The 13,728-nt window shown below is 42.8% G+C and carries 14 protein-coding genes; 3 read left to right on the plus strand and 11 right to left on the minus strand.

Annotated features, from left to right (window positions below; all coding sequences use genetic code 11):
* Nucleotides 1-114: 114 nt before the first annotated feature.
* Entirely contained in the window at nucleotides 115-1,887 is a 1,773-nt protein-coding gene (locus tag OCU60_RS21305; protein WP_074371146.1) for an EAL domain-containing protein, read from the plus strand.
* Here the strand turns inward: OCU60_RS21305 and OCU60_RS21310 are convergent.
* The 3 genes from OCU60_RS21310 to OCU60_RS21320 form a co-directional block, all read right to left on the minus strand.
* The gene (locus tag OCU60_RS21310; RefSeq protein ID WP_074371147.1) at nucleotides 1,831-2,868 is read right to left on the minus strand and encodes a S1 family peptidase; all 1,038 of its coding nucleotides are present in this window, start codon (nucleotides 2,866-2,868) and stop codon (nucleotides 1,831-1,833) included. The genes OCU60_RS21305 and OCU60_RS21310 overlap by 57 nt on opposite strands.
* Before the next feature lie 100 nt (nucleotides 2,869-2,968).
* Nucleotides 2,969-4,105 carry a glycine cleavage system aminomethyltransferase GcvT gene (gene gcvT / locus OCU60_RS21315; RefSeq protein ID WP_074371148.1) on the minus strand — a complete coding sequence of 379 codons (1,137 nt, stop codon included), beginning with the start codon at nucleotides 4,103-4,105 and terminating at the stop codon, nucleotides 2,969-2,971.
* A 106-nt stretch (nucleotides 4,106-4,211) separates the two neighbouring features.
* Nucleotides 4,212-4,835 carry a helix-turn-helix domain-containing protein gene (locus tag OCU60_RS21320; RefSeq protein ID WP_074371149.1) on the minus strand — a complete coding sequence of 208 codons (624 nt, stop codon included), beginning with the start codon at nucleotides 4,833-4,835 and terminating at the stop codon, nucleotides 4,212-4,214.
* A gap of 509 nt (nucleotides 4,836-5,344) precedes the next feature.
* Between OCU60_RS21320 and gcvH the strand changes: the two genes are divergently transcribed.
* Together gcvH and gcvP are read left to right on the plus strand one after the other, a co-directional pair.
* On the plus strand, nucleotides 5,345-5,722 hold the full coding sequence (gene gcvH, locus OCU60_RS21325; RefSeq protein ID WP_074371150.1) for a glycine cleavage system protein GcvH: 378 nt from the start codon (nucleotides 5,345-5,347) through the stop codon (nucleotides 5,720-5,722).
* A gap of 99 nt (nucleotides 5,723-5,821) precedes the next feature.
* Entirely contained in the window at nucleotides 5,822-8,686 is a 2,865-nt protein-coding gene (gcvP, locus tag OCU60_RS21330; RefSeq protein ID WP_074371151.1) for an aminomethyl-transferring glycine dehydrogenase, read from the plus strand.
* 193 nt (nucleotides 8,687-8,879) lie between these two features.
* Here the strand turns inward: gcvP and OCU60_RS21335 are convergent, their stop codons facing one another.
* The 8 genes from OCU60_RS21335 to OCU60_RS21365 all read right to left on the minus strand — a co-directional run bounded on the left by OCU60_RS21335 (nucleotide 8,880) and on the right by OCU60_RS21365 (nucleotide 13,706).
* The gene (locus OCU60_RS21335; protein ID WP_074371152.1) at nucleotides 8,880-9,479 is read right to left on the minus strand and encodes an isochorismatase family protein; all 600 of its coding nucleotides are present in this window, start codon (nucleotides 9,477-9,479) and stop codon (nucleotides 8,880-8,882) included.
* A gap of 301 nt (nucleotides 9,480-9,780) precedes the next feature.
* On the minus strand, nucleotides 9,781-10,647 hold the full coding sequence (locus OCU60_RS21340; RefSeq protein ID WP_074371153.1) for a LysR family transcriptional regulator: 867 nt from the start codon (nucleotides 10,645-10,647) through the stop codon (nucleotides 9,781-9,783).
* A 67-nt stretch (nucleotides 10,648-10,714) separates the two neighbouring features.
* Nucleotides 10,715-11,278, minus strand: a complete 564-nt coding sequence (locus OCU60_RS21345) for a GNAT family N-acetyltransferase (protein WP_074371154.1) — start codon at nucleotides 11,276-11,278, stop codon at nucleotides 10,715-10,717.
* Nucleotides 11,279-11,656: 378 nt separating this feature from the next.
* A complete protein-coding gene (locus OCU60_RS21350; RefSeq protein WP_159439424.1) occupies nucleotides 11,657-12,289 on the minus strand; it encodes a DUF1911 domain-containing protein in 633 nt (210 codons plus the stop codon).
* 61 nt (nucleotides 12,290-12,350) lie between these two features.
* Nucleotides 12,351-12,524, minus strand: a complete 174-nt coding sequence (locus tag OCU60_RS23060) for a PoNe immunity protein domain-containing protein (protein WP_370738656.1) — start codon at nucleotides 12,522-12,524, stop codon at nucleotides 12,351-12,353.
* A 115-nt stretch (nucleotides 12,525-12,639) separates the two neighbouring features.
* Nucleotides 12,640-12,900, minus strand: coding sequence for a hypothetical protein (locus OCU60_RS21355; RefSeq protein ID WP_074371155.1), 261 nt, complete (start codon nucleotides 12,898-12,900; stop codon nucleotides 12,640-12,642).
* Entirely contained in the window at nucleotides 12,887-13,147 is a 261-nt protein-coding gene (locus OCU60_RS21360) for a hypothetical protein (protein ID WP_074371156.1), read from the minus strand. Before OCU60_RS21360 ends, OCU60_RS21355 begins: the two co-directional genes overlap by 14 nt.
* Before the next feature lie 196 nt (nucleotides 13,148-13,343).
* On the minus strand, nucleotides 13,344-13,706 hold the full coding sequence (locus OCU60_RS21365) for a hypothetical protein (protein WP_074371157.1): 363 nt from the start codon (nucleotides 13,704-13,706) through the stop codon (nucleotides 13,344-13,346).
* Nucleotides 13,707-13,728: the final 22 nt, after the last annotated feature.

Raw genomic sequence — 13,728 nt, forward strand, 5'->3', positions numbered from 1 at the left:
CTGACAGAGTAGCTCAATCATTTATTTTTATTGATATCAATTACACTGATACTACCAATCTGGACAAATCACATTGATGAGCATATAGACTGGCGTCAAGGAGCCTTCAATTTCATGCAAAAAGACTTGGGGGAAGCGGTGTTACAAGTTCAGCCGCCCAACAATGAATATAAAACACGCCTCATTCATATTTTTGATGTGTTTAATGAGGGGATATTTCATTTGGATACAAAAGGACTTCTGACATTCTACAATCCCGATTTTTATGTCCAGTTTGGTATTCATTCCCCCACGATTCATATCTCCGCATGGTATGCACTTGTTCATCCTGATGATCAAGTATTACTGATCGACCGAGTCAACGAGCATATCGATACTTTAGAACAACGGATACTCAATCAATATCGGGTAAAAAAAACTGACGGTGATTACTTATGGATCGAAGGGTGTGCGGTCAGTTTAACGGAAAAGAGTGAAACTTACGTCGTCGGGAGTCACCGAGACATCTCTGATAAAAAAAGGATGGAAACCTATCTTAAGGAAGCGGCTTTCTATGATGATAGCTCTGCCCTATTCAATCTGAGAAAACTACTTCTAGATCTGGATTTACTCGTTCAGTCACCAGATAACAACTTTTCAGTCATTTATATCCGGATTCATGAATTGCAATCCTACCTGATCGAATACGGAACCGATCTCCTCAAAAATGTCATCACCAATGTCAAATCAGCGGCCAAAGTCTTTCCTCCCGAACACGCAACGCTTTATCGGGTCAGTTTGGATACATACGCGATACTGTTCAGAAATTCGGTATCACATACTTCTCTCAGAATGATGTGTGCTCAGTTCGTGCTCCGTTATCAGACCTGTATGGCACAACAAAATACCCTCTTTGCCAACGGCATGAGCCTCGGTATCTATCCTGATTGTGACCAGCTTGAAAGTGAAGAAATCCTGAGTATTGCCTTTCGAACATGCGCATTCGCCAGTGAACAAAGTCAGTCTCAAATCGAATTATATGAAGGTTATACGCGACAGAAAGTCGATCGCTATTTTTATATCGAAAGTGGTTTAAAAAGTGCGCTAAGAAACAAAAGTCTGTCAGTCAAATATCAACCCATTATTGAGACCACGACAGGCAAAGTCTCCAGTTTCGAAGCTTTAGTCAGATGGCACTCCAAAGATTACGGTAATATCTACCCCGATGAGTTCATCCCCGTGGCTGAGAATAAAGGGCTCATCGTTGAGCTGGGTTATCAAGTGTTTGAAAAGGCATGCCAGTTCATCAATCACTATAACGTCACGAACCAGGCTTCCGCCCGGGTAAACGTCAATGTATCGGTATTGCAATTACTGAACAGTAACTTTCCCGATGAAATGTTACGGATCACATCAGAATCAGGTCTGAATCCGGCTTCAATCATTCTCGAATTAACTGAAACCGTGATTCTCGATGAACATAAATACGCCCTTCAACAGATCAACCGACTGAGTTCTCTTGGCTTTTTACTGTCTCTGGATGATTTCGGGGCTGGTTTTAGCTCGATCCACAGCTTTTTTGATCTGCCATTTGATCAAATCAAGATAGACCGATACTTCTCAATGAAAACCATGAAAAATGGTAACTCTTGCCAGTTTTTGGAATTTTTAATCGAGTTATGTCGGAAAGAGCAGATCAGTGTCGTCATCGAAGGCATTGAAAACAATGAGATGTTACACCAATTCTACGCAATGGGGGCTTCTCACCTGCAAGGTTACTGGTTTGCCAAACCATTATCGATTGCAGCTGCCATGAACTATAATCCATCAGACGTGATGGAGATGCCAGTCTCATCGAATTGTGGCAGATGCCAACCCCTTCCATCGATATCCCAAAGTACCGAATAGTAACCACAACAAGTGCCATCCTATCGAGCCGCCGCCTGAGCTACTACTACTACTGGTGGCGGTGGAGGAACTGTCACTTAAAGATAAAATCTGTGTCTGATAATACGTCTGACGTTTTGCATCCGTTGCAATATAGTTTGGCGCAATCATGCCATTCAATACATTGGTTATCCAACTGTCATAATCAGCAACCTCAGTAAAAACCCCCGTAACCGAGCCAGAACCACAAATCGTCGGTCCAAAGCTGGTTATACCAACTTGACGCAGTGTGCCACTGTCATTCCAGTAGATCGGCCCACCGGAATCTCCAGAGCAAACACCATTATTCATCGTGGGTGAATTTCCCCCGGAAAAACAGATCTGAGTATTATGCAACCCACTATATTTTGAAGAACAGGTTGAATTATCAACATAACTCATTGATGTTTCTAATAATTTATAGGTTGTGGTATTGACTGTGGTATTCCCATGACCAATGGCAATAAAACTCTGACTATTGTTGCGATAAGAGTCATCAGTTGGTGGCCGATTGACGGTTCCGCCAGTATTCAACGGTGATGTCAGTTTAATGATCGCAATATCGTCTTTCCATAAATCACTTTCTGAGTCACTAAACGAATTAAAATAATAAAACGCAGCCGGTCTGACTGGGGTAATGTTATAAATCCAATCCGTTTCATCATCAATCTGACCAACGGTCATAAACAACATGAACTCTTCATTAATACTGCCGCCACTAAAAATACAGTGTGCAGCCGTCAGCACATACTGACTATTCAACATGGTTCCACCACACAAACTATGCCCACCATACACCCGATCATACTCTGTTCGATCATAAAACAAGCTGACAAAATCAGGATAGGTGACGACTGATGTTTCCGTTCCGTTGACGATATAAGGGGAAACATCACTCGAAAATACGGATGAAGACAAGAAACAACAGCAGCACAGCGCAGTACGAATCCATTTTGAAAACATGAGAATATTTCGACATTGATAAAAGTATGACTATCATAGCCGCGCGAAAAAAAAAGGAAAATACTTTCTGTATTTTCCTTTTCAATTTGATTCAATGAAATCATTTACCCCGATAATAGCGCTGAGGCACAAACGGCATTTTGGTCACCGTCATCGGCAACATCTTACCGCGCACGTCAGCGTAAATCTCCGTTCCAAGGGTGGCACACTCACGGGCAATATATCCCATCGAAACCGGCTGTCCGGCCGTTGGGCCCGATGTGCCGCTGGTCACAATGCCGATATCCTGGCCTTGCTGATTAAATAACACCGTCCCTTCCCGAACCGGTGCTTTGGTCTGTCCGACCAATCCGACACGCTTGCGTTTTGCGGATTGTTGTTCAATCTGCTCCAGAATCACTGCCGCCCCGGGAAATCCACCGGCTCTGGCACCATCACGTCGGCGAACCGGGCTGATAGCCCAGAGTAAACTCGCTTCCACAGGCGTCGTCGTCTCATCCAAATCATGACCATAAAGACACAAACCACATTCCAACCGCAGCGAATCACGCGCACCAAGGCCAATCGGAGTGACCTCATCAAATGTCAGAAGATGACGAGCCAGTCGTTCCGCCTGATCGGCCGGGACAGAAATTTCATAACCATCTTCACCGGTATATCCACTTCGACTCACAATACATTCGATATCCAACAGCGACACGCGACGAACATCCATAAAATGCATGTCTGCCACTTCCGGAGCCAGTTGTGATAATACGCTGACAGCCATAGGCCCTTGCAATGCCAGTAGCGCCTGATCATTCATCTCTTCCAAAACCAGATGTGCTGGCAAATGCTGTTTCAGATGTGCGATATCCTGCTGTTTACAGGCGGCATTGATGACCACAAACAGACAGTCACCTAAATTGGCGATCATTAAATCATCACGGATCCCACCGGTTTCATTGGTCAAAAAACCATACCGCTGTTTACCGATCGGCAGATCAACAATATCGACAGGAACCAGCGATTCCAGCGCCAATGCAGCCCCCTCTCCCTTCAAGCAAATCTGTCCCATATGAGAGACGTCAAATAGACCGGCAGCTTCACGGGTATGTAAATGCTCTCTCTTGACACCTAACGGATACTGAACCGGCATTTCATAACCGGCGAACGGCACCATCTTGGCACCAAATTCTTGATGTAAAGCATACAACGGTGTTCTTAACAGCGACTGGTTCTCTTGTTCAGATGACATGTGGCTCTCCCTTTTCATACATCCGGTTTGCCCGATAAAGCAGACTTTAATTTTGTATTTTACGCATGTTTCCGATAAGAAACTTATTGAAACACACTCAGATTGATCATTTCGCAGTAACCCATAAAATCAGCGCATCAGAATCGCTGACAGACGTTAAGACATGCCCCATGTTGGCATCATAGTAGACACTGTCCCCCTCATTCAGGGTTATCGGTTCATAAAACTCGGTATACAACATCACCGAGCCTTCCAGCACCAGCAGAAACTCTTCACCATCATGCCGGACCCAATCCCCATATTCCTCAAACACTCTTGCCCGAACCCGAGTCTTAAACGGGGTCATCTTCTTGCCCGATAACTGAGTCGCCAGCAATTCATGTTCATACGTGGATGTCGGATGGGGTTTCCCCTGCTCCGCCAGAGTGATATCTCTGCGCCCCGTCGCGACAACTTTCTTCGGTGGCTCAAATAGTTGTGGCATCCCGATATCCAAGCCATGCGCGAGCTTTTGCATCGCCTGAAATGTCGGTGAAATCTGCTCATTCTCAATTTTACTCAGAGTCGACCTCGCCAATCCGGTCTTCTGACTTGCTTCTTCTAACGTCAGCCCGAGTTCAAGACGAATATCTTTAATACGCTGTCCTAATCGAAGCGGGTCGATATTATTTCCCTGGGATTCCTGCGTTAAAACCAAAGCAGGATTATCATCCAGTGTACTTTTCCCCATGATGTCTCCTCGAGTAAACATCAATGACCGTTCCCACCGGAACTTGGTCATCTCAATCAATATCGTTGCCTTCAGGTGCGACGGTTTTTCACTCACACGATGGTCTCGGTTTCCAACAAATCTCACTGAGACGACATCTTATGATGACTTGTTTACATACTAGCAAGAAAATTAATTTCCTATAAGAAATTTTTATTGCTTACCATTCTCTCAACAGGTAATGTTAGCGATATATGAGCCGGATTTTTACAGAGATGACTTATTTTTACAGGCATGATTTATTTTTTACAGTCGTGACTTAGTAACATCGTCCAAATTGGCTACGCTATGGGAAGAGTCGGATACCCGATGATTCCTGATGAAAGACAACGGTGAATAGCAACTAAAGCAGATTTTGTTTTTCATGATGTTTTGTAGTCATGCTCTGATTTTTACAGATTCTCAGGAATAAAATCTGAATCCGGTGACACTCTGATCACTCGTTATAATCGTTTTTTGGAGATAAATGCATGGATAACACGCTGAAGTTTACCGACAGTCACGAATGGGTTCTCAATCACGGTGACGGGACTGTTACCGTCGGCATTTCAGAACACGCACAAGAAATGTTAGGGGATGTCGTATATGTTGAACTCCCTAATGTTGATAGTGACGTGGATGCTGGCGACAACTTTTCATTGGTCGAATCCGTTAAAGCGGCATCTGATATCTATTCCCCGGTTAGCGGTATTATTATTGAAGTGAATGATGATCTCGAAGATCGTCCTGAGCTGATTAACGAAGAACCGTATGAAGGGGGGTGGATTGCCAAAATCCGCATGACGGATCCAACTGAATTGGATGATCTAAAAGACAGCGAAGAATATCTCAATACACTGGAAGACTGATCAACAAAAGCTGCTTACATCCCTTGTATGCAGCTTTTTTTATGTCCCGAGTTCAGCTTGTATCCAACGGATACCTTTTTGTGGTCACGGTAAGGAATTATGACTCAACTACTGCGCAACCTTTCTTCTCAAACAGAATTCGCAACACGTCACAACGGCCCGCGCCAGCGGGAACAAGCAATGATGCTGCAGGCCATTGGTGCTGAAAGCCTCGCAACACTCATCAGCGAAACCATTCCGGCCGGTATCCGTCTGGAACAACCACTCGCGTTACCTGCACCGCAGAGCGAATCAGACATGCTCGCTGCATTAAAACACATCGCCGGCAAAAACCAAGTTGCCCGCAGTTTTATCGGTCAAGGCTACTATGGCACACTCACACCGAGTGTCATTCAACGCAATGTTTTGGAAAATCCCGGCTGGTATACGGCATACACCCCATATCAACCCGAGATTTCACAAGGCCGTCTCGAGTCTCTGCTCAACTTCCAGCAGATGGTGATTGATTTAACCGGCATGGACATCGCCAATGCATCACTGTTAGATGAAGCAACTGCTGCGGCTGAAGCGATGGCATTATGTAAAAGAGCCGGGAAAAGTAAAAGCCACCGCTTTTTTATCGCGGATCATGTCCATCCACAGACCATTGAAGTCGTCAGAAACCGCGCTGAATTCATGAATTTTGAAGTCGTCGTGCTGCCGGTGAGCGAACTCCCCCGGCAAGACGTATTCGGTGCGTTATTACAATACCCGACGACCACCGGTGAAATCGACGATTTAACACCAGTGATCGAAGCGGCTCATCACAATAAAACCTTAGTGGCCGTAGCGACAGATCTGCTGGCCAGCACATTACTCAAACCCGCTGGTGAAATGGGTGCCGATATCGTCATCGGCTCTTCCCAACGGTTTGGAGTCCCCATGGGATACGGTGGTCCCCATGCTGCATTTATGGCAACCCGCGATCAATACAAACGCACCATGCCCGGCAGAATCATCGGTGTCTCCGTGGATGCCAAAGAACAACCTGCACTGCGCATGGCGATGCAAACACGGGAACAACACATTCGTCGGGAAAAAGCGACATCGAATATCTGTACAGCGCAAGCATTACTCGCCAACATGGCCGTGTTTTATGCGATATATCATGGTCCGGAAGGACTGAAAACCATTGCCCGCAGAACGCATCATCTGACAGCAATCATGGCGGCCGGACTGACGTTACAGGGTTACAAACTGCGCCACCAAACATTTTTCGACACCCTGACCATAGATACCGATAGTCAAACCGAAGCGCTGTATCAGAACGCACAGCAAGCCGGACTCAACCTGCGCCGCTATGAGCAAGCACTCGGTATCAGCTTTGATGAAACCACGACACTGGATGATATCCAAAAACTGTTCACCATATTCAACATTCAAGCGGACCCTGAAACAATTTCCGCTGATATTGCACCCAACGAATATGCAGCGATTCCGGCCTCCTGCCGGAGAGAATCGGCGTATTTAACCCACCCGGTCTTCCATCGTTATCACAGTGAAACGCTGATGATGCGTTATCTGAAAACGCTGGAAAATAAGGACTTCTCGCTCACCCATGGCATGATTCCTCTGGGTAGCTGCACCATGAAACTGAATGCCGCCTCTGAGATGATCCCCATCACTTGGCCTGAATTCAGTCAAATGCATCCGTTTGCCCCGAAAGATCAGGCCGCAGGATATACTGAGCTTGCTGAAGACCTGAAAGCGAAGCTGTGCACCATTACCGGCTATGACGCATTCTCGCTACAACCCAACTCCGGTGCATCCGGTGAATATACCGGGCTGATTGCGATTCAGCGTTATCATCAGAGCCGCGGTGAACATCACCGCCATATTTGTTTGATTCCCAGCTCTGCCCACGGTACCAACCCGGCTTCAGCCGCGATGGTGTCACTGGATGTCATTGTCGTCGCCTGTGATCAAGACGGGAATATTGATCTGGCCGATCTCAAGGCCAAGATCGACCAGTACCAGCAAGAAATCTCTTGTATCATGATTACTTACCCTTCAACGCATGGTGTTTACGAGAACCATGTCCGGGAGATCTGTGACATGGTCCATGCCATCGGCGGGCAAGTTTATCTCGACGGTGCCAACATGAATGCGCAGGTCGGACTCACCAGCCCCGGATTTATCGGCTCGGATGTTTCCCACCTGAACCTCCATAAAACATTTTGTATTCCGCACGGTGGCGGTGGCCCGGGTGTCGGCCCGATTGGTGTGAAATCCCACCTTGCACCATTTTTACCCGGCCATATTGAATCCGGCATTGAAGGCAACCAACATGCCGTTGCTGCCGCCGATTTAGGCAGTGCATCCATTCTGCCAATCTCTTGGGCATATATTACGATGATGGGTGAAGAAGGATTAACCGCAGCGACCCGGCTCGCGATTCTGAATGCCAACTATGTGATGGAAAGACTCAGCACCCACTACCCGATTTTGTACCGGGGAGACAACGGCCGCGTCGCCCATGAATGTATTATCGATATTCGTCCGCTCAAAGAAGCGTCCGGCATTTCAGAAGAAGACATTGCCAAACGATTGATGGATTATGGGTTCCATGCGCCGACCATGTCGTTCCCGGTCGCCGGTACATTGATGATTGAACCAACGGAATCAGAAGATCTGGCTGAGCTGGACCGATTCTGTGACGCGATGATCGCGATCCGTGAAGAAATCGACCAAGTTGTTTCCGGAGTCTGGCCGCTTGAGGATAATCCGCTGGTCAATGCCCCTCATACACAGGCAGACTTGGCAGCAGCAGCGTGGCAACATCCATACAGCAGAACACTTGCTTGCTTCCCGACCCCACACACTCAGACAGCAAAATACTGGCCGACAGTGAATCGGGTCAATAACGTCTATGGCGACCGCAACCTAATCTGTAGCTGCCCGCCAGTCAGTGATTATGACGTATAAGGTTGGGGTGTCCCCGAGTATTTAAAATTTGGACAAAGTAAAAAAATAGACAAACTCCGGTTTGTCTATTTTTCTTCTGAATAAAGACTCAAGCGCACATCTCAAAACCAAGATGCTTCTCCAAAATTCAGTTTGTTCTCATCAAAATATAAAGCGCTAATTGAGATTTAAAGGCTGACTGTCAATCCACAAATTATACAAATTTATGTAAAGGTTGAACTGAGGCGTATCGATCGCTCAATGCAGCCATAGACACAATATGAATTAGATTTTGATCAATTGGATGACCGGCTTGGTCCGGTAATGGGCGTGTTGCACAGGCGTCTTCACAAATAATCACGTCATACCCCAACTCTACCGCTTTGATCGTTGTCGCAGTCACACACATATGACTCATAAATCCGAGAATAATGAGCTGTTTGCATCCAGTTAAACGCAACATCTCTTCCAGATCAGTATTGAAAAATGAGTTCGGTAGTGTCTTGTGCACCACGGTTTCATTGTCATTAGGTTTAACAATATCCACGGCATCAGACAACGGTGAATCGCAGTTAAATACCGGTGATGATGAACTCGCTTTGTGAAGGATATGGAAAACTGGGGCATTCTTGCTTCGAGCAATATTTAACAGCTTTTCGGCGTTCGCCAAAGCTGTTTTACCGGCCTTGCCTAGCGACAAAATACCATCAACATATTCATTTTGGTAATCAACAAAAAGAACAGCTGCATTATTCCAGTCAACCCTATGCTCTTGTAGACCAGCAATATTTCGAAGCGTGTTTAATTGAGTCATGTTTGTTTCTCCTATAAAAATCAATTTAAGTATACATAAATATATTTATTGTTTGATTTCTATTTGTGCAAATGTCATGTGCAAAAATTATTGTAGACAAGTGCAAATAAAAATAGAGCCTCACTTTTATTCATTGCATATGACATGTGAAAAATTATTATCTATATTTAATTTTTGTTTTAACTTTTATTAAACCACGAAGGAAATATGAACAGCACATCATGACCAATATATAATGCTGTAAATAATATAATGCTAATGAAAATATTGAAAAAGCAATGGCAGGACATCCTGCCATTGTTTATGCGTAACTTCCTAGTTCATCCCTGAACATTTTCACCAAAGCTTCCATGACAAGCTTTTTCGGTGTGGACATCGAGGTCTTCTTCGAAGTGAGCATCCATATATCCCGAGTAATCGGCATTTCTAGCTCTATCGTCTTCAATGAACTTGCACGAAGCGAGAGTTTTGGTAAAAGTGCAATGCCGTAGCCATGTTCTGCCGCTTGCTTTTGAGCGGAGATTGTATCGGTTTGAAATTTTATAGCCTTGGTTCCGAACTTTTCAATCAGGAATTTGCATTCTGTAAGATGGCTGAACGCCGCAGTATAAGTAATGACATTGACTGGCTCATCGTTTTTCAATCGTTCTATCCAGTATTCAGTTCCACACAATACAAACGCGACCTCTCCTAACTTTCTACAAATCGATTCCCCCTTTTCAGGAAGCTCCAAGCGCAGTGCGATATCAGCCTCTTGTTTAGCAATATTCACGTTTCGACTCGATGTATCAATTTCAAATCTCAGTTCTGGACACTGTGCATGTAATTTCTTCAAGTTTTCGATGACAAAATATTCTGCTAAAAATGGCACCATAGAAATTTTGGCATGTTGGTTAAACTTCGCTTCAGGTGACAGCGACTCGGATAGGCTATTAATTTTATCTCTCAAGTCCACCGAACGTTCGTATAATTGCCTTCCTTCAAGCGTTGCATGAAATCCATCGCTGGTACGGTTAAACAACTTAACTTTTAGAGAATCTTCCAGTCGATCGATACGCCTTGAAACGGTTGCGTAATTGACATTCAATCTGTGAGCGGCCGTACTTACTTTGCCTGTCTCATAAAGCACTAAGAAAAATTTCAAATCATCCCAATTACTATTGTTCATTTCTCATCCCTGCATCTTTAATATCAATCGTATATTCACTCGTATCGACCTAACGTAAAAAATCAATTCAGCCACCGCTCACCTTTCGATAAATCAGATCGTCATACATCGTTCCACCGATTTCGACATCCTGCTTCACCACTTCAGCACAATGGAAACCACTTTTTAACAATACACGTTCAGAGGCATCATTTCCCTGAGTCACATTAGCTTGAAAACGTTTGATACCGCAGTTGTCAGCAAACTCGAGTAAACCATTCAAAGACTCTGTCGCATAACCCCGGCCACTAGCCTCCGGAGCAATCATATAGCCCAGCTCAGCCACATCATTCTGTAAATAGAATCCGGTAAGACCAACCCGCTGATGCGTCGATATTTCTTGTAATATCAAACATAACCAGAAATCAGACGCTGGGGTCCACTGCGGTAAACGAGACTCGAATCGCTCCCTGATTTGGGTCTCTGTCCGTGGATTAAAGCTGTATTTGATTGTGGTTGAGTCGGTTTGCAAGAAGTGAAAAAAATCCCAATCCGTTACATTGATTTGTCTCATTATCAATCGTTGGGTTTGCAATTGAATCGTCACCTTAATTATCCCTTGATCTTCAATATCAACGGTATGTTTACTCATACCAAAGCGAACATGTCAACATAAGTTGTTAAATCAGGGCAAGACGGAACGTGACGCCAAGTGATCGCATCAGTGCTTCTTGAGCAGTCGGTATTTGCCATAAAAAATGAGCAAGCAATAAACGAGTACCAGTAAAATCCAAAAACCAGTGTCAGATATGCTATGTAATATCGCGCATTGGTCTCACCAACATATTGATGTCCATCTAATACATACCACTCATATAATGGATATAAATCTTTCGCGACAGTAACTAGATACAATAAGAATAATACTAATGTTATGGTAATTGATAAGAATAATTTCTTTATAAAATTCATTTAGTTGTACACAAATATAATTAAAGGCGTCTGAAAGTCCCCAAACGCCTCATCTCGATTACTGACTAACCCAGAAAATACGGTTGCCATTCTCATCTTCTATCGGCCCCGGAGCTCGATCACCACGGTTTAATATAATTTGGTCATTCGTCAGATTACATAAAAAAGTGCCATCTATCGAACATTCATCTCCGGGTAAAACAATATAGTGCTTCTGCTGTTCCATTAGCTCCGGTGCAAACAATTGGTCATACCCCTGTGCTCTGGCGTAATCAACCAAATCTTTTGGATAGTAGAGCATGTGACGGTAACTGCTATCGTCCAAACCATAGAGTAATGTCACCATCCCCGCTTCAAATGCCCAGTAGCCAAAGAAAGTCGGGAATTGACCTTTATGGCGATTATACCAGTAGCAGTCTTTCATCCCTTTATACCAACCTTTGAGATACTGCTTGATACTTTCCTGCCGCTCTGTTTTTGTGGGAGAAACACCATCGCCTTTGATTGCATCGTAAAGATGTTGGTAGGATTTAGGAAATACTAGACTTTCATCTCGAGTACGAGGAAAACCGATGATCCCTAATCTAGCCAGAAAAATACTTAAAACCGGATCATCTTTTACATCACCAATTACAGATAACCATCGAGATAGTGGAAGTAAATACTCTTTTATTCCTAGTAAAACCGACAAACTATAAATCCACAAAATGTATTGAAACGAATCTTGTTCCCAAAATGGAAGAATATCATTACTATGATTTTTTATGTATAGTATAATATTTAAATATTTCATCAAAATCATTCTGAATAATATCTACTGACAGTCCTACAGAATAGTTTGATATGGTATTTTCAAGGTATGTAGTTAAGAAAAACCAACTAGTACTGCACTTATAATCAATAATTTTTGGGGAAACATTTCTTATTCTCTAAATATACTCCTTCTTCAAGAAAAGGGTCTCTTCGACAATGAGGAAAATTTGTACTCATAATTCCTTCTCCACAATATAATTAAACATAAATATCCGAATAAAAATCGCATTAAAATATCATTATGTTTTTTATATTTCGAATATTTTTTACACATTCATACTCCTCATTAGTAAAGGAACCATGAGCTTCTATTCCACCTAATGCCTTTAGTACCTTATCTAATAGTTCATTAAACTCATCAGTATTTTTTACTTTTTTAAGTTTATCTAAAGCACCTTCATAAATTTTTATACCTTGTTGTGAATTTCTTGATACTGCTAACTCATTTAATTTATCAAGGTTATATTCTAATTCTTTAATTTTCAACATGGAAAAAACCTTCTGGTAGTGGTGTTGTTTTTACTATTGTATCCTCAGTTAAATCAGTTACATCAATTAAACCCTGATAACCCAATCCATCTCTCACTTCATCTGAAAAATCAGCCTTCTGAGGCGCGGCTAAACCTTCGTATATCCAAGTTCCTTTATTAGGAAGAAATTCAGTAACATGAGTGATAGTCTCATATGCAAAAGAAAAATCCGTGAATAAAAATAGTAATATTATGATTTTTTCCATTTTATGATAACCTCGCCTTTTCCTACAGGAACCGATGATAAAAATGAAGCCCAATCATCAGGATGGATTGTCATACAACCAGCCGATCCTCTCCATGTTTTAGAATACCCCCAATGTATGTGGATATAATTAGCATTTTCCATATGATAAATGACTTTCCCTTATTAAACATCCATCTTCATAATCCAATTATTTATCAATTACATTTTACATCACAATATTTTAAATATTCATCATTGTTAAGATAAATATATTGACCATCAAACCCTGTTATATTAGACAAATGGACATCATGGAGTTTATTACCTTTATATAAAAAACTCCCACCAACCCAAAATTCTTTATCTCTATGGAATACAACTATATTATACAGCGGATGTTTAGATGACAATATTTTAAAACCATTACTATCATCTGGAGCATTAATCCATAGGATGCCACTAACAATTTCTTTTTTAAAAGAATCATCATTATCAAATTTCGCAATCGATAAAAAAAGCAATGAGATACAACCAATAAATGCGAATGAATACACTATTATTTTCTTTACGATACTCATTCATTTACCTCCAATATATCCG

The organism is Vibrio spartinae (assembly GCF_024347135.1).
In the GTDB taxonomy this organism is placed as follows: domain Bacteria; phylum Pseudomonadota; class Gammaproteobacteria; order Enterobacterales; family Vibrionaceae; genus Vibrio; species Vibrio spartinae.

Excerpts from the sequence above, each read along its gene's own strand:
- OCU60_RS21310 (WP_074371147.1), bottom strand. The coding sequence starts at position 2,868 with ATGTTTTCAAAATGGATTCGTACTGCGCTGTGCTGCTGTTGTTTCTTG.
- OCU60_RS21345 (WP_074371154.1), bottom strand. The coding sequence starts at position 11,278 with ATGAGTAAACATACCGTTGATATTGAAGATCAAGGGATAATTAAGGTG.
- OCU60_RS21320 (WP_074371149.1), bottom strand. The coding sequence starts at position 4,835 with ATGGGGAAAAGTACACTGGATGATAATCCTGCTTTGGTTTTAACGCAG.
- OCU60_RS21365 (WP_074371157.1), bottom strand. The coding sequence starts at position 13,706 with ATGAGTATCGTAAAGAAAATAATAGTGTATTCATTCGCATTTATTGGT.
- gcvT (WP_074371148.1), bottom strand. The coding sequence starts at position 4,105 with ATGTCATCTGAACAAGAGAACCAGTCGCTGTTAAGAACACCGTTGTAT.
- gcvH (WP_074371150.1), top strand. The coding sequence starts at position 5,345 with ATGGATAACACGCTGAAGTTTACCGACAGTCACGAATGGGTTCTCAAT.
- OCU60_RS21305 (WP_074371146.1), top strand. The coding sequence starts at position 115 with ATGCAAAAAGACTTGGGGGAAGCGGTGTTACAAGTTCAGCCGCCCAAC.
- OCU60_RS21340 (WP_074371153.1), bottom strand. The coding sequence starts at position 10,647 with ATGAACAATAGTAATTGGGATGATTTGAAATTTTTCTTAGTGCTTTAT.
- OCU60_RS21335 (WP_074371152.1), bottom strand. The coding sequence starts at position 9,479 with ATGACTCAATTAAACACGCTTCGAAATATTGCTGGTCTACAAGAGCAT.
- OCU60_RS21360 (WP_074371156.1), bottom strand. The coding sequence starts at position 13,147 with ATGGAAAAAATCATAATATTACTATTTTTATTCACGGATTTTTCTTTT.
- gcvP (WP_074371151.1), top strand. The coding sequence starts at position 5,822 with ATGACTCAACTACTGCGCAACCTTTCTTCTCAAACAGAATTCGCAACA.
- OCU60_RS21355 (WP_074371155.1), bottom strand. The coding sequence starts at position 12,900 with ATGTTGAAAATTAAAGAATTAGAATATAACCTTGATAAATTAAATGAG.